The organism is Martelella sp. AD-3 (genome assembly GCF_001578105.1).
Taxonomy (GTDB): domain Bacteria; phylum Pseudomonadota; class Alphaproteobacteria; order Rhizobiales; family Rhizobiaceae; genus Martelella.
Genome location: NZ_CP014275.1, coordinates 3574328 through 3598169 on the forward strand (window position 1 = coordinate 3574328; position 23842 = coordinate 3598169).

General features: G+C 64.3%; 17 protein-coding genes. 3 read left to right on the forward strand and 14 right to left on the reverse strand.

All coding sequences use genetic code 11. The annotated features are described in order from the left end of the window. Positions 1 to 10: 10 nt before the first annotated feature. The 4 genes from yjfF to ytfQ all read right to left on the reverse strand — a co-directional run bounded on the left by yjfF (position 11) and on the right by ytfQ (position 4565). Positions 11 to 982: a galactofuranose ABC transporter, permease protein YjfF gene (yjfF, locus tag AZF01_RS16565; protein WP_024710052.1), complete on the reverse strand. Its 972-nt coding sequence runs from the start codon at positions 980 to 982 to the stop codon at positions 11 to 13. Continuing rightward, complete coding sequence (locus AZF01_RS16570) at positions 979 to 2004, reverse strand: ABC transporter permease (RefSeq protein WP_024710051.1); 1026 nt, start codon at positions 2002 to 2004, stop codon at positions 979 to 981. Before AZF01_RS16570 ends, yjfF begins: the two co-directional genes overlap by 4 nt. Continuing rightward, positions 2004 to 3521 (reverse strand): sugar ABC transporter ATP-binding protein, encoded by a 1518-nt coding sequence (locus AZF01_RS16575; RefSeq protein ID WP_024710050.1) that lies wholly within the window; start codon positions 3519 to 3521, stop codon positions 2004 to 2006. The genes AZF01_RS16570 and AZF01_RS16575 overlap by 1 nt, the downstream gene beginning before the upstream one ends. Positions 3522 to 3614: 93 nt before the next feature. Continuing rightward, positions 3615 to 4565: a galactofuranose ABC transporter, galactofuranose-binding protein YtfQ gene (gene ytfQ, locus AZF01_RS16580; RefSeq protein ID WP_024710049.1), complete on the reverse strand. Its 951-nt coding sequence runs from the start codon at positions 4563 to 4565 to the stop codon at positions 3615 to 3617. Positions 4566 to 4861: 296 nt separating this feature from the next. Between ytfQ and AZF01_RS16585 the strand changes: the two genes are divergently transcribed. Beyond that, positions 4862 to 5866 (forward strand): LysR substrate-binding domain-containing protein, encoded by a 1005-nt coding sequence (locus AZF01_RS16585; protein ID WP_024710048.1) that lies wholly within the window; start codon positions 4862 to 4864, stop codon positions 5864 to 5866. Between the two features lie 194 nt (positions 5867 to 6060). Further along, a complete protein-coding gene (locus AZF01_RS16590; protein ID WP_024710047.1) occupies positions 6061 to 6987 on the forward strand; it encodes a Gfo/Idh/MocA family protein in 927 nt (308 codons plus the stop codon). A gap of 2 nt (positions 6988 to 6989) precedes the next feature. Here AZF01_RS16590 and AZF01_RS16595 read toward each other — a convergent pair whose 3' ends face one another. Then, entirely contained in the window at positions 6990 to 8306 is a 1317-nt protein-coding gene (locus tag AZF01_RS16595) for a surface lipoprotein assembly modifier (RefSeq protein WP_024710046.1), read from the reverse strand. Positions 8307 to 8381: 75 nt separating this feature from the next. Next, on the reverse strand, positions 8382 to 9194 hold the full coding sequence (locus AZF01_RS16600) for a Slam-dependent surface lipoprotein (protein ID WP_152534646.1): 813 nt from the start codon (positions 9192 to 9194) through the stop codon (positions 8382 to 8384). A gap of 251 nt (positions 9195 to 9445) precedes the next feature. Between AZF01_RS16600 and AZF01_RS16605 the strand changes: the two genes are divergently transcribed. Continuing rightward, a complete protein-coding gene (locus AZF01_RS16605; RefSeq protein ID WP_024710044.1) occupies positions 9446 to 10222 on the forward strand; it encodes a SapC family protein in 777 nt (258 codons plus the stop codon). On the opposite strand, the gene AZF01_RS16610 is transcribed toward AZF01_RS16605, so the two are convergent. The 8 genes from AZF01_RS16610 to AZF01_RS16645 form a co-directional block, all read right to left on the reverse strand. After that, positions 10211 to 10975 carry an SDR family NAD(P)-dependent oxidoreductase gene (locus tag AZF01_RS16610; RefSeq protein ID WP_024710043.1) on the reverse strand — a complete coding sequence of 255 codons (765 nt, stop codon included), beginning with the start codon at positions 10973 to 10975 and terminating at the stop codon, positions 10211 to 10213. The two genes, AZF01_RS16605 and AZF01_RS16610, sit on opposite strands and share 12 nt — an antisense overlap. Positions 10976 to 11050: 75 nt before the next feature. Beyond that, positions 11051 to 11806, reverse strand: a complete 756-nt coding sequence (locus AZF01_RS16615; RefSeq protein WP_036238360.1) for an SDR family NAD(P)-dependent oxidoreductase — start codon at positions 11804 to 11806, stop codon at positions 11051 to 11053. 93 nt (positions 11807 to 11899) lie between these two features. Further along, the gene (locus AZF01_RS16620; protein ID WP_024710041.1) at positions 11900 to 13471 is read right to left on the reverse strand and encodes a glucan biosynthesis protein; all 1572 of its coding nucleotides are present in this window, start codon (positions 13469 to 13471) and stop codon (positions 11900 to 11902) included. 138 nt (positions 13472 to 13609) lie between these two features. Then, complete coding sequence (gene trxA, locus AZF01_RS16625) at positions 13610 to 13960, reverse strand: thioredoxin (protein ID WP_256389223.1); 351 nt, start codon at positions 13958 to 13960, stop codon at positions 13610 to 13612. Positions 13961 to 14046: 86 nt separating this feature from the next. Continuing rightward, positions 14047 to 17571, reverse strand: a complete 3525-nt coding sequence (gene addA, locus AZF01_RS16630) for a double-strand break repair helicase AddA (protein ID WP_024710039.1) — start codon at positions 17569 to 17571, stop codon at positions 14047 to 14049. Beyond that, positions 17561 to 20761, reverse strand: a complete 3201-nt coding sequence (addB, locus tag AZF01_RS16635; protein WP_024710038.1) for a double-strand break repair protein AddB — start codon at positions 20759 to 20761, stop codon at positions 17561 to 17563. The genes addA and addB overlap by 11 nt, the downstream gene beginning before the upstream one ends. Positions 20762 to 20847: 86 nt before the next feature. Then, the gene (gene tsaE / locus AZF01_RS16640) at positions 20848 to 21300 is read right to left on the reverse strand and encodes a tRNA (adenosine(37)-N6)-threonylcarbamoyltransferase complex ATPase subunit type 1 TsaE (protein WP_024710037.1); all 453 of its coding nucleotides are present in this window, start codon (positions 21298 to 21300) and stop codon (positions 20848 to 20850) included. After that, positions 21297 to 23774: a PAS domain-containing sensor histidine kinase gene (locus AZF01_RS16645; RefSeq protein ID WP_024710036.1), complete on the reverse strand. Its 2478-nt coding sequence runs from the start codon at positions 23772 to 23774 to the stop codon at positions 21297 to 21299. Before AZF01_RS16645 ends, tsaE begins: the two co-directional genes overlap by 4 nt. Positions 23775 to 23842: the final 68 nt, after the last annotated feature.

The following is a 23842-nucleotide window of genomic DNA, read 5'->3' on the forward strand; positions in this document are numbered from 1 at the left end:
TCTTGCAGGGTCAGGGTGCCGCGGTGCGTTCGACAGTCAGTTTCAGAAGCCCCTTCTGCAGCACGATGAAGAGCAGAAGCAGGATGCCGATCGCGATCTTGGTCCACCAGCTGGAAAGCGTGCCGTCGAAAACGATGTAGGTCTGGATCAGGCCCATGGTCAACACGCCGAACAGCGTACCGAAGACATATCCCGCGCCTCCGGTCAGAAGCGTGCCGCCGATGACCACGGTCGCAATCGCCGTCAGCTCGGTACCCACCGTCGCCAAAGGATAGCCGGAGCCGGTGTAGATGGCGAAAACGATGCCCGAAAGACCGGCCATGAAGCCGGAGAAGGCATAGATCAGCACCGTCGTCTGGCCGATCTTCGAGCCCATCAGCGCTGCCGTCTGCTGGCCGCCGCCGATGGCGAAGACATTGGCGCCGAAACGGGTCTTGTGGGCGACGAAATGGCCGATGACGAAGGCGATCAGCATGACGACGCCGATCAGCGTCAGCCGCCCCTTGCCCGGCATCAGCCAGTAGGCCCCCTGCAGCATGTCGAAGAAAGGATTGTCAATCGGCACCGAATCGATCGTCAGCATGTAGGCGACGCCGCGCGCCAGGAACATGCCGGCCAGCGTCACGATGAAAGCGGGCATGCCGAGCGTGTAGATCAGCCAGCCCATGGCCGCGCCGAAGGCCGTCGTGACCGCCAGAAGCAGGGCAAAGACGACGAGCGGGTGAAGCCCGGTATCGCGCAGGAGGACGGCGATGAACACGCCGGAAAAAGCAATCACCGAGCCGACCGATAGATCGATCCCGCCCGACAGGATCACCACCGTCATGCCGACAGCGACGATTCCGAGATAGGCATTGTCCGTCAGAAGATTGCCCGCTACCCGGGTCGACAGCATGAACGGAAACTGGATGTAGCAGATCGCATAGGCCACGATGAAGATGGCGATGGTGGCAAACAACGGATAAAGACGCGGATTTTTCATTTGCCTGCCTCCTGCCGGGCTTCGGGCTTGGCGCGCCCCGCAAACAGGTTCTGTTTCAAGAACTTCAGGTCGCCGGTGATGTTGGGCGATTGCAGCACCAGGATGATGACGACCAGAACCGCCTTGATCACCAGATTGTATTCCGACGGGAAACCCGCCAGCAGAATGCCGGTGTCGATCGTCTGGATGATCATCGCGCCGATGACGGCGGCCGAGATCGAGAACCGCCCGCCAAGCAGCGAATTGCCGCCGATAACGGTTGCCAGCACCGCGTCAAGCTCCAGCCAGAGCCCGGCATTGTTGGCGTCCGCGCCGCGAATATCCGCCGTTATGATGATGCCGGCAAGCGCCGCGCAGAACCCCGATGCCATGTAGACGGCAATCAGCAGAACCCGCGCATTGACGCCGGCAAGCGCGCTTGCCCGCCGGTTGACGCCGATCGATTCGATCAGCAGCCCGAGCGCCGTGCGGCGAACGAGAAGGATAACGAGGGCCGCCGTCAGCACCCAGATCCATACAGGAACCGGGATGCCGAGCACCTGGCCGGAGCCGAGAAAGGCAAAGCTCGGCAGATTGAAGGTCAGGATCCGCCCCTCGGTGATCAACTGCGCGATGCCCCGCCCGGAGATCATCAGGATCAACGTCGCGACAATCGGCTGTATGCCGATGAAGGCGACCAGAATGCCGTTGAAAAGACCTGCGGCAAGCCCTGCGGCGATCGCCGTGACAAGCGCGGGCACAAGGCCGTAACCGCTTGCGATCGTCGCCGCGCCGACCGCGCCGGAAATCGCGATCACGGTGCCGACCGAAAGGTCGATCCCGCGCGTCGCGACAACGAGCGTCATGCCGATCGCCAGCAGGGCCACGGGCGCACCCCGTTTCAGGACATCGATCACCGGCCCGACAAAGCGGCCGCCGGAATACTCGACCTGCAGGAAGGTCGGGAAGAAAAGGCTGACCAGCGCCACGAGAAAGACGAGCGTTACAAGTTGCGGGATGACCCGCTTCAGACCGCCTGGCATCAGACCGTCTCCCTTCTCTCGGCTGCCGAGCTGGCAATTGCCTTGACGATGTTCTCCGTGGCGATGTCCGCGCCGGTCAGTTCAGCCACATGGCGGCGGTCGCGCACAACGATGACCCGGTCGGAAACCGCGATCAGCTCGTCGAGTTCGGAGGAGATGATCAGGATCGACATGCCCTCGGCCGTGATCTGGTGAATGAGATGCAGGATCTCGGCATGCGCGCCGACATCGATGCCGCGCGTCGGCTCGTCAAGGATAAGGAAGCGCGGGTTCATCGCCAGCCAGCGGGCAAGCACCACCTTCTGCTGGTTGCCGCCGGAAAGCTCGCCGACCGGTTTTTCCGCGCTCGAGGTGCGGATATCGAGCTTTTCGATATAGTCGGCCGCAAGCCGCGCCTGTTCGCTCCGGCTGATCGGCCGCGCCCAGCCGCGCCGGGCCTGCAGCGCCAGCGCAATATTCTCGCGCACGGACAGGTCTGCGATGATGCCGTCGGTCTTGCGGTCTTCCGGAGCAAAGCCGAAGCCAGCGGCGATCGCGTCGCGCGGGCTGCCGATCGAAATCTTGTCGTGATCATCGGAAACCGTTCCAGATTGGGCGGTGCGCACGCCGAAGACGAGTTCTGCCGTTTCCGTACGCCCCGAGCCGAGCAACCCGGCAAGACCGATCACCTCGCCCTTGTGCACGTCAAGATCGAAGGGCTCGACGAAGTTCTTCCGCCCGACGCCGTTAAACTGGAGAAGCGGTTTCTCGCTGACCCGCCCTTCGGTCTCGCGACGCGTGCCGATCTCTTCCGCCTCGTCCAGTTCGCGGCCGAGCATATGGGAAATCAGCCGCACCCGATCGAGTTCCGCGGTCTTTTCGGTGGTGATCTTGCAGCCGTTTCGAAGCACCGTCACCCTGTCGGTGAGCGCGAACACCTGATCGAGAAAGTGCGAAACAAAGATGATGCCGAGGCCCTTGTCGCGCAATTGCCGGACGACCTCGAACAGCATTTCGACCTCGCGCGTGTCTAGACTTGCGGTCGGCTCGTCAAGGATCAGCACCTTGCCGGAGAGCGCCACCGCGCGGGCAATGGCGACGATCTGCTGGACAGCCACCGAATAGCTGCCGAGATCGCGGTTGACGTCGATATCAAGGCCATAGCCTTCCAGCATCGCCTCGGCATCGCGCCGCATCGCCCGCCCGTCGATAATGCCGAACCGGCGCTGCTCACGCCCGAAGACGAGGTTCTGGGCAACCGTCAGGTTCGGCAGGAGGTTGACCTCCTGATAGACCGTGCCGATGCCCAGTTCCTGGGCTTCCAGCGTGGAACGCGGCGAGATCGTGCCGCCATTCAGCGTGATGACGCCCGAATCGCGACTGTAGGCCCCGGTCAGGCATTTGATCAGGGTCGATTTGCCGGCGCCGTTTTCGCCGAGGAGGGCGTGCACCTCGCCGGCTTCAAGCTCGAAGGAGACGTCATCGAGCGCCTTCATGCCGACAAAGGTCTTGGTGAGATTTTTGATTGTCAGAAGCATTTCCCAGCACCTTGGATCGATCGCGCGGCGCCATGATCATGAACCGAGGCGGCCGGGACATTGACGTCCCGACCGCACCCGGGAGGAAGCGGCTTAGTAGCCGAGGCCCTTGCGGCGCTCGTACTCGCCTTCGGGATCGTCAGCCTGGGTATAGAGCCTGGATTCCGTCTGGATGAATTTCGGCGGCATGGTGCCGTCGGCCCAGTAGGCTTCCAGCGCATCGAAGGCCGGTCCGGCCATGTTCGGCGTCAGTTCCACCGTGGCGTTGGCGTCGCCCTCGGCCATCGCTTTGAAGTAGTCCGGCACGGCGTCGATCGCGACGATCAGGATGTCATCGCCGGGATTGAGGCCGGCTTCCTTGATCGCCTGGATGGCGCCGACGGCCATGTCGTCATTATGGGCATAGAGCGCGCAGATGTCGGCGCCGCCGTTCTCGGCCTGCAGGAAGCTTTCCATGACTTCCTTGCCCTGCGAGCGGGTGAAGTCGCCGGTCTGGCTGCGGACGATCTCGAGATTGTCATGGCCTTCCAGCGAATTGCGGAAGCCGGTGGCGCGGTCGATGGCGGGCGACGAACCGGTCGTGCCCTGCAACTCGACAACGCGGCAGGGCTGGTCGCCCACCGTATCCACCAGCCACTGGCCGGCTACTTCGCCCTCATGCACGAGGTTGGAGCCGACCGCCGTCAGGTAGAGATCGTCGGAACTGTCGACCTGACGGTCAAGCAGGACCACCGGAATGTCGGCATCCTTTGCCTCTTCCAACGCCGAATCCCAGCCCGTTGCGACGACCGGGGCGAGCAGGATGGCATCGACGCCCTGCGCGACAAAGGCGCGGATCGCGGCGATCTGGTTTTCCTGTTTCTGCTGGGCATCGGAGAATTTCAGGTCGATGCCGCGCTCTTCGGCCTGCTGTTTGGTCAGCGTCGTCTCGGCTGCGCGCCAACCCGATTCCGAGCCGATCTGCGAAAAGCCGACGGTCTGCGCCGATGCGGCGGTCGCTGCGAGGGTGAAGGCGGCGACGCCTGCTAGAAATATCGATTTCATCAGTCTTGTCCTCCCGTTAGGAACAGATGGCAATCTTGATTGCCGTTCCGGCACCGGCCTCCGCCGGATGGGGAGACCCTGCCTTTCGGCCCTTGCGGCCGATCCATCGCAATGCCAAGGTTGACACGGTTTTCGGCCTTTTCCTCCCGGCGAAACCGTGTCGGCCTGCCACAGGGCGAAAGGGGTGATGTGCCCGCTTTTTCTGCGCTAAAAAGGCCTTGCGACGTGGGGAATTCTTGCAATTTCCCGCCATACGGACAAATGAATAATCGTGTTTCTGATATAGCAGAATTGGTATGGATATCATGGCGCACGACCCACGCCAGAAAAGTCAGGACGAATTTATCCGCCGCGGTCTGCGCTTCTCGCAGATGCGCCTGATTGCCCTTCTCGACCGCAAGGGGCAGATTTCTTCGGCCGCGGCGCAGCTGGGCATGACCCAGTCGGCAGCCTCGCGTCTCCTGTCCGAACTCGAGCACACCGTCGGCGCGAAGCTTTATGAGCGCCATGGCCGCGGCGTCGTGTTGAGCGAGGCCGGGCAGGCCATGGCGCGCCAGGCGATGATTATCCTGAACCAGCTTGACAGCGCTCACCAGGAGATATCGCAGATCGTTGACGGCGCCCGCGGCCAGGTGAGGATCGGCGCGGTGACCGGCCCCTCGATGCAGCTCGTGCTGCCGGTGATCCATGAACTTCGGGAGAATTATCCCGAGATCGAGCTTTCGGTTCTGGTCGATACCTCCGACAAGCTCGCCGAGGCGCTCTTCTCCCATGATCTCGATTTTTACATCGGCCGCCTGCCAGAGGAGGTAGATGCCAAATCGGTGACCATGCGCCCGCTCGGCGTCGAGCCGATCAACATGATCGCCCGCACCGGCCACCCGCTGTGCGACAGGGGTCCGATCTCGATCGGGGCATGCCTGGACTATGACTGGGTGCTGCAGCCCGTCGGGGCGCCGATGCGCCGCTCGATCGAGGCGCATCTTCTCGCCAACGGCTTCACCCTGCCCCGTCACGTTTTTGTCACCACGTCGCCGCTTCTGTCGCTCGCCATCATTGCCGACACGGACGCCGTGACGCCGGTAGCCCGCCCGGTGGCGGATTTCCTGCACATCGACGGCAGGCTGGGGGCTGATATCTGCCAGTTGCCCGTGCGCGAAAGCATTGATGTCAGCCCCTATTCGATCATCCAGCGCGTAACCGCCGTCCAGCCGCCGCCGGTCGAACGGGTGCTCGCTCTTATCGACCGGGAAATCAAGATGAGGCCCGAACAGTTTCCCGAAGACCTGATCGGCCGCTGAAGGTGGCCCGGCCCTTTCCATCAGACCTCCGGGCGCTGGATCGGTCCCGCCTTTGATGGAGGCGCGGAACCGCTCTATCTCTTTGTTTTGACGCATTTTCGCGGACATCGGATGGTTCCATCTGGCTGCGAAATGCTTTAACGGTGATGGGCAGGCCCGCCATTCCTTCGGCCTGCCGAGGCATCGAGGACAGCATGAGCGCTTTCAGGATCGCGATTGTCGGCTACGGCAAGATCGCCGGCGACGAGCATCGCCCGGCCATCGACCGGAACGGGGATTTCGAGCTTGCCGCGATCGTCACCAAGGGGACCGCGCCCGAGGGCATTCCGGTCTTCTCCGATCTTTCCGGGCTTTTCAAAGACGGACCGGAGGTCGATTGCGTGGCGCTTTGCGTGCCGACGGCGGCCCGGTTCGCGCTCGCCGCCGAAGCCCTCGATGCCGGCAAGCATGTGCTCCTGGAAAAGCCGCCGGCGGCAAGGCTGGAGGAGGTCGACACGCTGCGACAGAAAGCCGCGGCGAAGGGGCTCTCGCTGTTTGCCGCCTGGCATTCGCGCTTTGCGCCCGGCGTCGCCACGGCGCGGGACCTGCTCTCGGACGCCCGCATCCGTTCGGTACGCTTGACCTGGAAGGAAGATGTGCGCCGCTGGCATCCCGACCAGAGTTGGATCTTCGAGCCCGAAAGCCTCGGCGTTTTCGACATGGGAATCAACGGGTTGTCGCTCGCCTCGGCCGTTCTGCCGGGCTCCTTTGCCGTTCAGGGCGCGAGGCTCGCATATCCGGAGAACCGAAGGGTTCCGGTGACGGCCGAACTCGATATCGCCATGGAGGGCTGCGACGCGTTCACCGCCGCCTTCGACTGGAACCATGAGGGCGCTGACGACAAGGCGCTCGAGGTTGAAACCGACCGCGGCATGCTCCTGCTTGACCGCAGCGGCGAGCGGCTCGCCTTCAACGGCGCCTTGCTTCTCGACAGGCGGCAGCGCGAATATGAGGCCGTTTACGGCCGGTTCGCCGCGCTGATCGGCAGCGGCGAAGGCGACATCGACGCGATCCCGCTCCGCCATGTCGAGGAGGCTTTCAGCACAGCCGTGCGGAAGACGACCGAGCCGTTTTTCTGCTGAGGTCAGAACTGTTTGGTGACGAACAGCGAAACCGTGCTCTTGTCGTATTCGTAAAGTTCGACATTGGAGAAATTCTTCGAATAGGCATATTCGAGGCGCGGCGCGAAGCCTTTCATCGCAAGCGTGCGAAAGGTGGCGCCGACGGCTATGTCGAGCCTGCGGTCAAGCCGCGACTTGGTCATCAGCGGAAAATCGCCCTCATAGTCCCGCAGCGTGCCCTCGACCTCTATGTCGGTCAGTATCCCGCCCGACCATTCGCGGGCATATTTGGCGTTGATGTTGTAGCCGGAATAGGAATTGAAGTCCTTTTCGGCGGAGACATAGTTGAACCCCCCGCCCATGCGGATGCTGCTCGATGGCGTCAGCGCATAGCGATGGTTGATGCTCATGCCGGCCTGGTAGCCATCATAGGCATCCATGTCGTGATAATCGAGCCACTGGAACGAGAAATTGGCCGACGTGACGCCGAAGGGCCCGAAGGAGCGTCGCACGGAAAAGACCGGACCATAGCCGACGCGGTAAGGCTCATTGCCCATCAGCACATATTCCGCCGCCATGCCGCCGCTGAAAATCCACGGGTCGTTGCGCCAGGAAAGCTGCGAGAAGCCGCCGAACTGGGTCTGGTTATAGGCCTTTTCCCTGTAGGCAAGGCCGGTGACGGAGCCGCCGAAGGTCAGCGACAGGTCGTCGACGAGATCGAAGGAATAGGTGCCGTTGACGCCGTAATTGAGCCCCACGCCGCTTTCCGCCTTCGTGCCGGGCGCAAGCGGAATGCCGCCGACATGGACAAGGCTCTGATCCGTGGCGTTGGAGATATTGGTGCTTGGCGCAATGGCGAGGTAACCGCCAAGCGTCCAGGGGCGGTCGATATTCACCCGGTCGATGAAGTCCTCGTAGAAGGAGCGGAGCGATTCGCTCGGCGCGTTGTCGGCCAGAAGCGAGAAATGATAGATCGCCGCCTTCTTCTCGCCCATCAGCGCCAGCGTGTGGGCAAGCTCCTGGCGCACGCGGGTGAAATCCGGCTTCTTGTCGAGAACGCCGCGCATCAGGATCGCCGCTTCCCTGAAGTGGCCCTCATGCTTCAGGATAAGCGCATAGGTGAATTGCTGCGACAGCGCGGAAAGCTCAGGGTCGTCGGAAAGCTGCGCCGAAAGCGCCATCGCTTTCTCATACTGGCCGCTCTCGATCAGCACCTTGATTTGCGGAAACGGATTGACGACCGCAAAGGCCATGCCGGCGGCGAAGACCGTCAACAGAAAGGCAAGCCCCGCCAGGCCGCCTGACAGCCTCAAACGCATCAATGACAGAAAATGCCGCATGAAAATCCCGGAACTAAACGCGATACAGAAGACGCCGGGCCGGCCGGCCCGGCGAGATGTTCAAAGCGCGAAAACTCAGTTCCGTTCGCCGACAAAGGTGCCGATCATGCCCGCCCCGGCATCAGCCCGCGCGCCGTTCACCCTGTAGGTTCCGGCGATGCCGGCAGCGCGATTGCCGTAAAAGGCCCCGTTCACGTTCGAGTTTGCCTGATCGACATTTACATAATCATTGCCGACGGCAATCGAATTGGCATTGGAGTTGAATTCCGAACCGGAAATCGTCGCCTGGAAGGTGACGTCGCCCACCTGGGTGTCCATCGCCCCGGCCAGTTGTCCACTGCCGAAATCCACATTGGCGTTGAACGAGCCGTCGATATAGTCGAGATACTCGCCCGGAAGCGCCGCCGCGCCGAGATGCTGGCCGGAATAGGTCGCGCGGCCCGCCAAGGGCATGTCGCCCGGCGCGGTCACGCCGTCGGTCGAGCGAAACGCCATAGCCACGACGTTGTCATCCCAGGTGTCGGCGTCGATCAGGGCGACCACAGGCCCGTCCTTGATCCCGTCGACGCCAAAGTAGCCGAGTCGCATATAGGCTTCGGCGCCATCGCCAAGATTGGCCGTATAGCCTTCGCCGTCCGGATAGAAGAGCGCCGTTTCGCCCGTATCGGGCCCGCCTGTGATTTCGACGCCGACCGTGCCGTCGCCATTCATCTGGATATTGGCCGACGCCGATCCCGAGCCCGTCACGGCCGCGTTCCAGGTGTCGACATCCCCATAATAGCCGAGCGCGTTCGGGGCGAGCGGCCCCCCGCCTCCCCCGCCGCCGCTGCAACCTGCAAGGACCGCTAGCGCCATTGTCCCCATCAGCGCCGTCATTGATGATTTCATGTCCCCGCTCCTGTCATGCTCTCTCGTGTTGTTAAGAACTTGTAAACCTTCGCAACGGGGCGTGACGCTGTCAACAGCATCAGGCCCCGAAAGCGGCAGACGCGGGCGTGTTTCAACCGAAGCCTCAACCTGTACGAGAAATTGCGACATGCAGCCCGGCATCACGAAAGAGACTTAACCTGACGATTGTCGCCAACCGGCATCGATAGTAGAAGACGCATTCCGGCCGTCGCATGAAGGAGACCTGATCGATGACCACTGAAAACGCCATGCCGCTTTTCTACAAGAAGCCGCAGGTGCTGCGCTTCGAAGAGCACAAGGGCCTCGGTCTGGTGGCGCGGGACGATTACGCCTTCTCCGCCGAGGCAACGGCGATCCCGCTTTCGGTGAGCGAGTTCATGCCGGCCGTGCGCCAATATCCGATCGTCTTCATCGAGGCTGCCGGCCAGCCCGCCCCTGTCGCCATTGTCGGCCTCAGGCAGGGCCAGAACCTGATGCTGGAAAAGGACGGAAGCTGGGCGCCGCATGCCTATGTGCCCGCCTATATCCGCCGCTATCCCTTCATTCTGGTGCAGTCGCCCGACGAGGACACGCGCTATCTCGCCTATGACAGCGAAAGCGACCGCGTGAAGCCGCTTGCCGAGAACCCCGAGGCCGCGCCGATCTTCAACGACGACGGGACGGCGAGCAAGACGGTCGCGCCGATGCTGGAGCTTTGCGAGGCCTATCACCAGCACCGCGCCCAGGACGCGGCCTTCCTGAAGGCAATCGCCGAGGCCGATATCCTGCTCGCCCGCCATGTGGACATGGAGTTCCCCGACAAGAGCCGCTACCGGCTCGACGGCTTCAGCGTCATCGACCACGAGCGTTACCGCAACCTCCCCGCCCGCACGCTCAAGCAGTGGACGGAGAAGGGCTGGACGGACGCCATCGCGCTGCACCTTGCCTCCGCCCAGAACTGGGGGCTGATGATGGAGCGCAACCGGCTGGTCTCCGCCGGCGACAGGGACGCCCGCCTAAGGCATTAACTGGCCGCCGTTGATATCGAGGATCTGGCCGGTGATATAGCCGGCCATGGTCGGCGAGGCGAGGAAGACGAAGCTCCAGGCGCAGTCTTCCGCCGTGCCGAGTCGGCCGAGCGGGATCGCGGCGAGCGCCGCGTTGAGCGCGGATTCCGGCGTCTCGTCATGGAAGGGCGTTTCGATGACGCCGGGCGAAATCGCGTTGACGCGGACGCCGTCTGCCGCCATCTCCCGCGCCAAAGCCCGCGTCAGCGAATGCACGGCGGCCTTGGCGGCGGCATAGAGGCCGGAGCCCGGCGCGCCGCCGTTGCGGCCGGCGATCGATCCGAGATTGATGACCGAGGCGCGGTCACTCGCTTTCAGGGCAGGCCCCGCATGGCGCACCATGCGCAGGATCGAACGGGTGTTGAGGTCGAAGACCCGATCATAGATCGCCTCGTCGAAATCGGCCGACGGCGAGCGCAGTATGGCGCCGGCATTGTTCACCAGGCAGTCGAGCCCGCCCATCATCGCCACGGACCGCGCGACGATGTCCTCGGCGTCCTCGGCCCGGGTCACGTCGCCGGAGACGACATGGGCCGTGCCGCCTTCCTCGCGCAGGGCCGCGGCAAGGCTTTCGGCCTCTTCCCGGCGCCTATTGTAGTGAATGGTCACCTCGGCGCCGGAGCGCGAAAAGGCCCGCGCTGCAGCCGCCCCGATGCCGGAACTCGCGCCGGTGATGAGAACCTTCAGTCCTTGAATGTCATTGACGGGTATCATGCGGTCCCTTTTCCTTAAGTCTGTCGTGATCCTCTATAAGCCGATCGCCCCGGCAAAGGCGAGAACGCCGCGGCCTCAATGCATCACCCAGCCGCCATCGACATGAAGGTTCTGACCGGTGATGAAGCCGGCGCGCTTCGAGATCAGGAACATCAGCGCCTCGGCAAGGTCTTCCGGCGCGCCCCGGCGCTTGATCGCCTGGCTGTCGATGATGCGGCGCTGATAGGCCTCCTGGTCCGGATGAATCTTCTCCGCATCCGTGGGGAAAGCGCCGGGCGACAGCGTGTTGACCGTGATGCCCCATTTGCCGAATTCGCGCGCCCAGCCGCGCGCCAGCATGATCAATGCGCCCTTTGACTGGATATAGGGCGTGAGGTTCTCCCAGCCGCCGGAGACTGTAATCGAGCTGATATTGATGACCCGCCCGAAACCGGCCTCGCGCATGCCCGGCAGCAGCGCCTTGACGATCATGAGCGCCGCCTCGACATTGACGGCATGGATTTTCGCATGCTCCTCCATGGAAAAATCCTCGAACGGCTTTGACGGGTAGATCGCGGCATTGTTGATCGCCGTGTCGATCGGCCCCTGCCGCAGCAGCCCGGAAAGCGTCTCGTCAAGCGCCGCCTTGTCGGTCAGATCAACCCTGCTGACCGTGAGCCTCTCCGAGAGCTTCTTGTCGACCGCCGCGGCCTTCAGGGCCTCGATCTTGGCCGGATCATTGTCCAGCACGATCACGTCAGCGCCAGCTTGCATCAGGGCAAGGCTCGCCGGAAGCCCGAGCCCGCCCGCAGCGCCCGTGTAAAGGATCCGCCGTCCCAAAAATTCACCCATGTTCACGCCTCCCGCCGGTTATCGCGGGCGGAGGATAACGCCGATGCCGCGACGGAGCGATGGTGTTTTTCACGTTGCCGGAAACATTGTCGCTCAGTGCGGCGCGAACTGGCCTGGATGGAACTGGCCGAGCCAGGTCTCCGTCAGCGGCTCGCCACCCTCGGAAAGATAGGCGCGCACATCAATCGTATCGGCGGTTCCGTCGAACTTGAGGTCATAGGTCATCCGCCAGTCGTCCGTGCCGACAATCGGCATCGCATAGGCGTTGATGACATCCGCGCCGCTGCCGACGGAAATCTCCGGCTCCACCCCGTCATCGACCGTCAGTCCCTCAACGGCCGGGCCGGAGAAATCGACGACGACCTTGACCTGGTCGCCCGGGCGCGGCTGCCCCGGCACGCCGCCACGGCCAATCCGGCTGGCGGTGGTCTCGGCGAGGCGCTCATTCGGCGGCGCGGTCGCGGCCCAGGTCAGCGTATAGGAAAAATCGCGTTCGTCGCCGGCCTCGGGCAGGTCTTCCGGCAGCCAGTAGGCGACGATATTGTCGTAGATCTCGTCATCGGACGGCAGTTCGACGAGTTGGACGGCACCCTTGCCCCAGTCGCCCTCGGGTTCGACCCAGGCCGACGCCCGGCGATTATAGAACACGCCGTCATCCTGATAATGGTCGAAATTCCGGTCGCGCTGGATCAGGCCGAACCCTTCGGGATTTTCATCAAAAAAGCTCGACGTGACGACGCGCGGCGGGTTGTTGAGCGGCCGCCAGATCTGCTCACCGGAACCGGTGACCACCTCAAGCCCGTCGCTGTCATGGACCTCCGGACGCCAGTCGAAGGCCATGTTGCGGTGGGTTTCGGAATACCAGTACATCGAGGTCAGCGGGGCAACGCCGAGCCGCTCGACCGCCTCGCGGAAGAACAACCGGCTCTTGACGTGCAGAACCTGCCCTTCGCCATCCTCGTTTTCCGCCTCGATGCGATAGGCGCCGGCAACGCTCTTGCTGTCGAGCAGCGCGTAGATGACGATGCCGTCGCCGGGCTTGTCGTCCTTCTCGAGATAGAACGACGTGAAGCGCGGAAACTCTTCCGGCCGCGCAAGTCCGGTATCGACGGCAAGCGCGCGGGCGGAGAGACCATATTGCCTGTCCGGTCCGTCGGTGCGGAAATAGCTCGCGCCCAGAAACGAGATCCAGTCGGTCTTCATGTCCGGCCGCATTACCCGGAAACCGGCCCAGCCGGCAAAATCCTCGACCGCCTTGGCGGGACTGTCCTCCGGCATGGTGAAATAGTCGGCGCTGTAGAGCACTTCGCGCGCCTCGCCATCCTCGACCAGGCTGATCGTCACCGGTTCCTTGAAATAGCGGCCCTGATGGAAGAACTGCACCGGCGCGTCGCCGACATCGACCGTGTGGTCCTTGCGGAACATGATCTTCCAGTGGGCGTCGTAGTCGATCGCCTCGAAGAGTTCGGAATGCGCGACCGGATAAGGCTCGAACGGCTTCTGCGAAAGCGCCTTCGCTTCCGCCGCAAGCGTCTCGAAGGAAAACGGCTCGGCCGGGCCGAGGGCGGGGTCGAAATCCTGGGCGGCGACCGCCACAGGGACGGCGAAAAGGGCGAATACGGGCAGAAACAGAAGCGGCAGTCGGGCAGGCGAACGGTTCGTCATAAGGGGCAAACTCCGAATAGGCCGAAAACACTCTGAATGCGTGAACGTTTTGGACGCCGCCAGGTTCCCGCCTTCGTGCAGATATGGCAAAGCCCGCGCGAACGCGGGCTTCAAATGCGCTTTAAATTTCGCCGGCGTTCAGCCGACGACGCCGGAAATCCAGCTCGAGAGCGCCGTCTTCGGCGCGGCGCCGACCTTCACGTCGGCAAGCTCGCCGCCCTTGAACATGGCCAGCATCGGGATGGAGCGCACGCCGTACTGAACCGCGAGATCCGGATTGTCGTCGACATTGACCTTCGCGATCTTGACCTTGCCGTCCATCTCCTCGGCGATTTCTTCGAGGCTCGGGCCGATCATCCGGCACGGGCCGCACCATTCGGCCCAGAAATCGACCACGACGGGCTGTTCGGACTCGAGCACTTCCTGCTTGAAATTGGCGGTATTGACCTTGACTGTCGTCATCTTGAACTCCTTGGCAAAGGCGAGGATCGTTTCGGGTTTGCGCGATACCTTCGCATTATCGTAGATTTGTCCTTCATGTGAGCACAGGCGCGAAAAAAATCAATGCCCGGCACTCACTTTGTCGAAAGGCGCGCAAGCGCCGACGAAAGCTCCTCTTCGCTCAACCGCCGAGTAGCGGTCGTTTCGGTGTAGACGAGGAGGCATTCCACCGCCTTGCCGGGATAGAGCGGCGCAAGGAGTTCCCGATAGACGGCCATCTGCGCTACGTGGGAGAAAGGCACCGCCTCGCCCGTTTCCGGCGGATTGCGGTTGGTCTTGAAATCGACCAGCAACACCCGGTCGTCCATAACCGCAAGCCGGTCGAGCCGACCCGACACGGTAAACGCGCCAGCATCGAGCCGGACCGTCCCGGTCACCGAGACCTCGGCCCTTGCAGCCGCCGAGAAGACCGGCGCCAGTCCGGGGTCGGTCATCACCGCCATCACGCTTTTTTGGATGGCATCGCTTTCGTCTTCCGGCAGGTGGAAGGCCGCCCGCGCCAGATAGCGGCGGCAGGCCGCCTCCCGCTCCGCAGGCTCAAAACCCGGCAGCAATTGCATCAGGCGATGGACGAGCCGCCCGCGCTCCAGCGCCATATTGGCGCTCTGCCCGCCGAAAAGCGGCGAAGCGGTCACCGGCGGCGGGTCTTCCACCTCAAGTCCCGCGCGCGAGGGGCTGAGCGGCGGGGCCGGACGCGCCTCCTCCCGGAAAGGCTCGGTCAGCGCTTCAGGCAGCGGCGGCAGCGGCTCCCCCTCGCCTTCCGCCGTGACCTGGGGCGTGAATTCACGCGGAAGAAACTTTTCCTGCCATAGCAGGCCCGGCCAGCTCTCCCCGGCGGGCCCGGCCACCTCGATCGTCTCAGACCGCTCCTTCTCATCGGTCTCAAACGCCGACCAGACGAGCCTGTGCCAGCAATCCGGCACCTCCGTCTTGCCGCGATAACCGGTGACAAACAGCCGGTCGGCGGCCCGCGTCATCGCCACATAAAGAAGACGGCGGTATTCTTCCTTCGCCTCCTCTTCGCGCCGTGCGATGTCGGCAAGAACGCTGCTGTCGGCCTCCTTCTTTGCCGAATGCCAGACGGGCAGCCCCGCCTCCGTCATCCGGAAGCCGGAAAGGTGGCTTGCAACAAAGGGCCTGCCGCCGCTGTCGACCAGAAACACAATCGGCGCTTCCAGCCCCTTCGAGGCGTGCACCGTCATGATCCGCACCTCGTCGCGGCCCTTGTCCTGCTCGCGCTTGATTTCGAGACCGCCTTCTTCCATCACGTCGAGGAAGGACTGCAGACCCGGCAGGCCGTTATCCTCGTGATCCTTCGCCGCGTTGAGGAATTCGTCCAGAATATCCCCCGCCTCGCTGCCGAGCCGGGCGAGAAAGGCGCGTCGTCCGCCCTCGCGCGCCAGGATGTCGGCATAGAAATCGAAGGCGCTCTTGCGGCGGGCGGCACCGATCACCCGTTCCAGCATCGACACCGCCTGGCCGAATGTCTCATCGCCGGCAGCCGCCAGCCGGCGCAATGCCGACCAGACATGCTCGCCCCTCCCGCGCCTTGCGGCGACAGAAAACAGATCGTCTTCCGAAAGACCGAGAAGCGGGCTCTTGAAGAGCGCGGCAAGCGAGAGATCGTCTTCCGGCAGCACGGCAAAGCGCCCGAGCGCGATCAGGTCCTTGACCGCGATGTGATCGGCCAGCTTCAAACGGTCGGCGCCGGCGACGGGAATGTCATAGGGCGACTTCAACGCCCGCGTCAGCGCGTTGACGAAGGCATCGCGCTTCCTGACGAGAACCAGAATGTCGCCGGCGCGAACCGGTCGCGCGCGGTCCTTCTCGACGATCGTCTCCCGTCCGATCATCTCGGATATCCGATGGGCGATGCGCCGGGCCAGAATGGCTGCCGGGGCCTGTTCGGGCGTCGCGTCAAACGGCGCGGTCCAGTCTTCCTCGTCCTCGCGCGCCTCCGGCGCGATCATCTCCCAGGCCTCGACGCTGCCGGGATGGCCGATGCGGTTGGAGACATGCACCGTGTCCTCGCCTTCCGCAGAAAGCCCTTTCCGGTTTTCCGGCACCGAGAAGACGCAATCGACCGCGGACAGAACCGAGGCGGTGGAGCGGAAGGAAAGCGGCAGGCCGATCTTGGAAAATTCCGCCGCAATCGACGTTACGCGCCTTGCCGTCAGCCTGCCCTCGGCGGCGAAGCGCTCCGGCCGCGCGCCTTGAAAGGAATAGATCGACTGTTTCTCGTCACCGACGGCAAACATGGTGCGAAATCCCGGCCGCGCGCCTTCGCCGGTAAAGAAATCCTCGCTCAGCGCGCGCACCACATCCCATTGCAGCGGGGCCGTGTCCTGCGCCTCGTCGACGAGAATATGGTCGATCCCCTGGTCGAGCTTGTAATGCACCCAGGGCCCGGCATCCGATCGCGACAGGAGCGCTGCCGTGCGCGCGATCAGATCCTCGAAATCGAGCTTGCCGCGCCGCTGTTTCAGCGCCTCGTAGCGGCTGTCGAGCCGATCGGCGAGCACGAGGGCCGCCAGCGTCTTTTCGAAGATGCGGAAGCGGTTCAGCCGGTCGCGGACGGCAAAGACCTGGTCCGCCGCCGCCAGCACGGCCTCGCCGAGCTCCGGCGCCTTCACCCTGAGCGATTTGAAAACCAGCGTCGATTCGGCCTTCGGCACGCCGGCCGCCGTCAGGAAGGCGCTTTCCAGCGCGGCAAAGCGCGTTATCGCATCGGAAGCCTCGACGGCCGCCTGCAGCGCATCGGCAAACTTCCCCGCCCGCGACCCGCCATCGTCGCGCGCGATCCGGACGAGCGCAGCAAGGTCCGCAAGACCCGCAAGCGGCCAGACTTCGGCCGCCACCGTCTCCTCATTCGCGTCGTCGCCAAATCCGTAGGCCGCCCGCAACGCCGCCTCGAGCCCGTTCTTGCCTCGCGCAGCCTCGAGAAACGGCCGAATGGCGTGGCGCGCGCCGACGATCTCGCCGAGCAGCGTCTCAAGTCCGCTGTCATCGGCAATGTCCAGCACTTTCTGGAAAGCATCCGACAGGGCCGGATCTTCCCTGCTTGCCGTTGCGGTCAAGAGCTGGCGGCGGGCATCGGCAAGCAGGGTCGCCGCGGCGATATCATCGAGCACCGAAAAATGGCCGGCGACATTGGCTTCCAGCGGAAACCGGTGCAGCAGGCTCTCGCAGAAGGCGTGGATGGTCTGGATCTTGAGCCCGCCCGGCGTCTCCAGCGCATGGGCAAAGAGCCGCCTTGCCACCGCGATCTTCAGCGCATCGGGCCTCGTCCCCTCGATCGTCTCGATTTCGGCGGCAAGCTCCGCCTCGGGCAGCACCGCCCAGTCGGCCAGCCGGGCGAAGACGCGGTTCGACATTTCGGACGCCGCCGCCTTGGTGTAGGTGAGGCAGAGAATGGCGGACGGCCTGGCGCCGGCAAGCAGAAGCCGGACCACGCGCTGGGTCAGCACATGGGTCTTGCCGGAACCGGCATTGGCCGAAACCCAGACCGTGCGCGCGGGGTCGGAGGCCAGACGTTGCCGCCCGGTCGTCCATGAAAGCCAGTCTTCGGCGCCGGCATCGAGGCCCGGATCATCGCTCATCGCCGCCCTCCCCGTTGTCGTCGGCCGTCGACCATTCCGCAACGCGGGCGAGATGATCGTATTCGCCGCCGAAATCCCGCGCGCTTGCGGGTATCAGCCGCGAGGCAAAGGGCCGGTTTCCGCTCTTCAGGGCGATCACGAAGCGGGTGAATTCGCGCAGCGCATCGCTTGCGAGCTCCTCCGCCGTGATGGCCGGATCGGTTTTTGTTTCCGCCTTCTCCAGCGCATCGACGCCGAAACGATGACCAGGCCTCAGTCGCACATATTTAAGGCTTTTCGTCTCCAGCGCCGGCACGTCCTTGAACGCGCCCGCCGCAAGGGCCGCCGCCTCCAGCGGCAATTGCGGTTCCAGAAGCGTGCGCGCCTGGTTGAGCGATGGCGACATGCCGGTCTTGTAGTCGATGATCTCGGCCGTGCCGTCTTCCAGAATGTCGATCCGGTCGGCAATGCCGGTGAGCCGAATATCGGCAATGGGAATATCAAACCCCGCGCCGGCTTCCGTCAGCGTTGTGTCGATCGGCGTGGAGAAACGCCGCGCCGCCTCGAACTTCAGGAGTTCCTCTGCCACGGACCGCAGCCGCGGCACCCAGCTCAAGGCGAGGTGCGGCGGCAGTTCAACCTCCAGAAGAAGTCCGGAAAGCACCTCGTCCATCGCCGCACGCCCCTCTTTGCTCGCCGGATCAGCGCCGGTCTTGATAAAGCGCTCGGCAAGCGCGTGATAGAGAATGCCGCGTTCCTTGACCGAAGGATCGGCGTTGAAGGGGGCGAGCGGATCGAGCTTCAGCACCTTCTCGGCATAGATCGCGTAAGGATCGCGCCTGAGCCTGCCGATTTCGGAGAAGGAATAGCGCTTCGGCTGGTCGTCCGCCGGCGGATAGGGTTCAGGGCGCGGCGGGATTGACGCGCGCGGCTGATCGTCAAGCGCCGCCGCCCAGCCGGCAAGAACCGCGCCGCGCCGCTTCAGCGCCTCCTCCAGAACAGGCCCGGCAAAGGCCAGGAGCCGCTGCAGCCAGCGGCTGGCAACAGTCGGGGCGGAGCCCTGCCTCAACGCCCGCGAAAAGATCAGATGCGGCGCGCCTGCGGCCATTGTCAGGTCATGCGCCAGCTGGCCGACGCGTTTTTCCGGCGGCTCAAGCCCGATCTCGGCCTTCATGCCGCGCGACAGGAAGGGATTGTTCTTCGCCTGGGTCGGCCACACGCCTTCATTGAGGCCGCCGACGACGATGGTATCCACATCCTGCAGCCGCGCTTCGACCGCGCCGAAGATGAAGACGCGCGGATTGCCCATGGAGCGCGGCTTGACCGCTTCGGATGCCGTCAGCGCCTCCATGATATCGATCCATTGCGGCCCGTCCGCTTCGATCGGGGTTTCAGACCCCATGGTCTCGGAAAGCACGGTGGCAAGTCGCTCTCCCGCCTCCCCGGACCAGAGCGCGGACAAGTCCCCCGCCTCGTCCGCGGCGATCGCCTCCAATGCCCGTCCGGTGCGCTCCGCCCAGTCGGAAAGGGCAAGTGTCTCCGTCAGCGGCGGCTGGTCGGGACCGCGCGCGACATGGGTTTCAATCAGCGGCGCAAGCGACGCATCGATCCTTGTCGCCAGATCGCGCGCCGCCTCGGCCGCATTCCTCGGCAGGGCCGTGCGCCAGTGCGGCGGATGGCGCTCGCCCTTCTGCTTTTCCTGCGCCTCATCGACAAAACCCGCGAGATGGCCGAGCTCGGCGGGTTTCGTCCCGCCGCGCAGCGCAATCAGCTCGAAGGCCGCACTTGCGGCGCGCATGTTCCGGGCCGAGAGGCCAAAACGCGCCAGCGGATGTTTGAGCAATGCCGCCAGCACGGCGGGGTCGCCAGGTTTCAGCGCCGCCTCCAGCATCAGCGTTGCCAGCGTGCCCTGGACGGTGGCCGAAAGCGGCGTGCCGGCGGAATCATCCGCTTCGATGGCAAAACGGTGCAATTCGGCGGCAACGCGGCGGGCAAGGTTGCGGTCGGGCGTGATCAGCGCGGCGCGCGCCGGCCTGCCCTCCTCGCCCGTGCGTTCCAGCGCCAGCCGCAGGGCGGCGGCGATCGCAAGCGCCTCCTGCCGCTCATTGCCCGCCTCCATCAGCGCGACATCGGCGAAGGCCTGATCCAGGTCTTCTGCGGCAAGCGCGGCCCGCCAGCCCTGCCAGCGGTCCGTCGCCTCCGCCGGGGCGAAAGCCGCCGCCAGAACGCGGTTGCGCATGGCACGCGCGGGGTCCGCCTCCTCAAGCGTCGAAAAGTCCTGACGAGAAAGCGCGAGGCGCTCCAAAAGCCGCGCCATTTCATATTGCGGATGGCTGCGGATCGAGGGGTCGGGCATGGAAGGATCGGCGTCAGCCGCCGTCAGCGCCTGCCAGTCGTCCTCGGACATGTTGCAATCGAGGCCCGGCAGCGCCACCACGCCCTGGTGCAGGGCGGCAACGGCTGCGATCAGGTCGGCAATGGCGGGAACGGAACCGGTGGAACCGGCGATGATCACCGGCGCATCGCCGGTCATCGCGGCGATCCGTTCCGCTTCGCCGGCAAGCAGCGCATTGCGGCGGGCAATGGCCGAGGAGCGGCCAAGTTCCTCGAGCCGCCCCGGCCAGTAGAGCGCCGCGATCTTCAGGAATTCGGCCGTCAGTTGCCACCAGACGGCGTAGTTTTCCGGCTCAAGCGCCGAAAGCCGGTCCCAGCCAACCCGCTCCGTCTCCATCGCGTCGATGAGTTCGGCAAGGTCGCGGGCAAGCCAGACGGCATCCGCAGGGCTTGCGGGCGCGACCAGCGGCGAGCCGCCATGAAGGCCTGCAAGCTCATCCGACAACCGGTTGCGCCAGGGCAGGATCAGTCCGGCAAGTTCCAGAAGCCGCGGCACGGGCTCGATCGGCGGCAGGCTTTCGGCCGCCTCCGGCAGGTTCTCCTCGAAGTAGTGCTCGTCCTCGTCGGTCTCTCCGAGCGCGCGGATTTCCGGCAGGATCGCCGCCTGTCCACCGAGAAGGGCCGAAAACTCGCCGCGCAGCACGCGCACCGCGCGTCGTGTCGGCAGGAAGATCTTCACATCGGCAAGGGCGAGGGGGTCCTTCGGGTCATATCTGAAGGCCGGCGCCAGACGACCGGACAAAAGGCTCTCGGCAAGGCAGTGGAGAAACGGCACGCCCGGCGGTATCGTCCACAATCCGGCATTTTGCGCCGCCATTCCCGGCTCCCGTTCCCAAGCGATTCACTGACGTTTTTAGGGGCCAACGGGTGGTCGCGCAAGCGTCGGCGCAAAACGGAAAGACCTCAGCGAAACGCGAAGGCCAGTTCCGCAAGCCGGGCCTCAGGCCCGTCAAGCCGCACCCTTCGGCCCTCGCCTTCCTCGTTGAAGACAAGCGTGAGCGCGTTTTTCGGCAACATGTCTCCGCCGCGCTCGGGCCACTCGATCAGGCTGATGCCGTCTTCGAGCGCCTCGTCGAAGCCGAGTTCGATCAGTTCGTCGGGATCGGAAAGCCGGTAGAGGTCGAAGTGGTAAAGAGGCGGCGCGGCCTCATAAAGCTGGACCAGGGTGAAGGTCGGGCTTGGCACCTCAAGCTCCGGCGCGTCCATAAGGGCGCGGATCAGGGCGCGGGCGAAAGTGGACTTGCCCATGCCGAGATCGCCGGAAAGGGCCAGGCAGTCGCCGCGCCGCAGGAGCGGCGCCAGCGCCCTGGCCAGCGCGATGGTCGCGTCCTCGTCGGCAAGAAAGCGCTCCATCATTCCGCGGCGATGATTTCCGCGCCCCTGCCGGCGGCGGCATCGGGAATGCGGCAGGAAACGGTCGTGCCGGCACCCGGCTCACTGTCGATGAAGACGCGACCATTGTGCAGGGCAACGAAGCTCTCGACAATGGCAAGTCCAAGCCCGGCGCCGGCATATTGCGCCTGCCTGCCGCCGGATTCGAAGCGGGTGAACACGCTTTCCAGCGCGTCATCGGCAATGCCCGGGCCATTGTCGGTGACGGTGAAGACGAAATCGTCCTTCTCCCGCCAGCACGACAGCGCGATGATCGAGCCGCGCGGGGCATATTTGACGGCGTTGCCGAGAATTTTCAAGAGCACCTGCTTCAACCTCTGGAAGTCGGCGGTGATGGCCCCGAGCTTCGGCGGCGCGGTGATTTCCAGCGTCACCCCGCTTTCCTGCAACCGGCTCGAAATGTCATCGGCGACGGAATCGATCAGGTCGTCGATCGACATCCGGTCGAGTTCGAGCTGCAGGATGCCGGCATCGGCCGATTTCAGGTCGATCATGTCATTGACGATGGTCATCAGCACCGACGACGAATTGGCGATGTGATCGACATAATTGCTCTGGCGCGGCGTCAGCGCGCCCGTTTCGGGCGCCTTCAGCAGTTCGGCAAAGCCCATGATCGAGGTCAGCGGCGTTCGCAGTTCGTGGGAGACGTGTTCGAGGAAGGCGTTCTTGAGCTCTTCCGCCTTGCGCAACGCGTCATTCTTTTCCGTCAGCGCGCGTTCCACCTTCACCGAGTCGGTCTTGTTGACGAATGTGAGCATGGTCTGCGCGTTCGGCAGCGGCGTCACCGCGTAGTCAAGCACCAGGCCGGAAGCGAGATCGAGCCGGCCCTGGCGCGAGACGCGCTCGTCATCGAAAGATGTGATCATCCGCGCGAACAGCTTCCAGCCGTCAGAGGCGCCGGGATCGTCCGCGCAGGTCTCGATCAGCGCGCGGATGTGGGTGCCCGGCGCTGCATCCCTGTCGGCAATGCGCCAGAGCGCCAGGAAGGCGGGGTTGGAGAGCTTCAGCCTGCCGTCCGGACCGAACACCGCCACCCCTTCGGAAAGATGATCGATGGTCTCGCCCTGCACCTTGACCAGCGTGTTGTAGCGCGTCTTCAACGCCACCTGCTCGGTATGGTTTTCGAACACCCAGGTCGTGCCGCCGCGCGGATGGGCGGAGGCGAACACGCTCAGCGTCTCGCCGCTCGGCAGATACCAGAGGTCACTATAGGGCTCGACGGCGCGGTAGACGGAGAGCGCCTTGTCCTTCCATTCACGCCACTGGTGCGGCTCCGGCAGCTTGCCGTCGGCGCGCAGGCGCTCGAACAGTTCGCCGTTGTCGGGATGGGACTCGAGAAAGCCCATGTCGAGCTTCCAGAGCTTTTCGAAGGCCTGGTTGTAGAAGGTCAGCCGGCGCGACGCATCGAAGATCGCCACCGCCGTGTTCAGGTGGTTGAGCGTATCGGCGTGGCTCTCAAGCGTCTGCTCCAGCGCGTTTTCGACGCTCTGCAACGCCGAGACGTCGCGCGCGATGCCGGCCGAGCCATCACCGCTCGCCACTTCGCTCAACTCATAGAAGGTTCGGTTGCCGCCAGTCACCACCGGCTGGCGGCCGTCGAAGCGCGCGCCGGCGCGCACCGCCTCGTCGAGTTTTTCCTGAACGGCCGCGCCCAGCAGCATGCGGTTTTCATGGAGCGTGCGTTCGCGCGTTTCCCCTTCCGCGGCCTCGACATAGGCGCGGTTCACCCAGGTGAGCGCGCCGTCTCCGTCGCGCTGCCAGCACGGCATGTCTATGGCGTCGAAGAGCGTCACGAACCGGGCAAGCACCGCTTTCGTGTGCTTGTGCTCGACCCTCAGTTCGGCAAGCTCGGCGCGGATGCTTTCCAGCGCGCCGAAGCGCACATGGGCGCGCCCGCCCGTCGTGCCGCCGACGACCTCCAGCACATAGCCGTTCCTGGCTTCCGCCAGCATCTCGAATGCCTTGGCCTTGCGGCGCAACGCGGCGATCGCGGTTTCGATCTGCTTGCTGCTGCCCGGAGAGAGCCAGTCGGCAAAGGCGAGGAAGGCATGCTCGTCCTCCGGCGCTCCGGCCTCTTCCGGCAGGGCGCCGAGAAATTCCGGCGCAGCCTCCGGGCCCTCCCAGAAAACGATGCGGCGGTTACGCTCGGCGTTCAGCGCCTTCAGATTGGCGATGCGCTCGCGGTGGTTTTCGAGCTCGAGGGCAAGCCGCTGGTTCTCCGCTTCGGTGCGGCCGCGCAGGCGCATGAACCAGAGGGTAGAGAGAACGGTTGCCGCCAGGATGCCACAAAAGGCCGAAAGCGCCATGACCTCTCGCGAGGAAAGCACGGGCGCCGCCTCTGGCGACTGGGCGAAGGCGTGTGCGGCGGTGAGCGAAAGCGCCGTGCCGGCTGCAAGCCATCGCGCGATTGCGCGTTTGCCGCGCCCTGCACGATACATCCGGCCCTCGTTGCTTTTGCCGCACCGCTCCATTCGTCTCTTCCGCATCTGTCTTTCGGCGGGCCGCG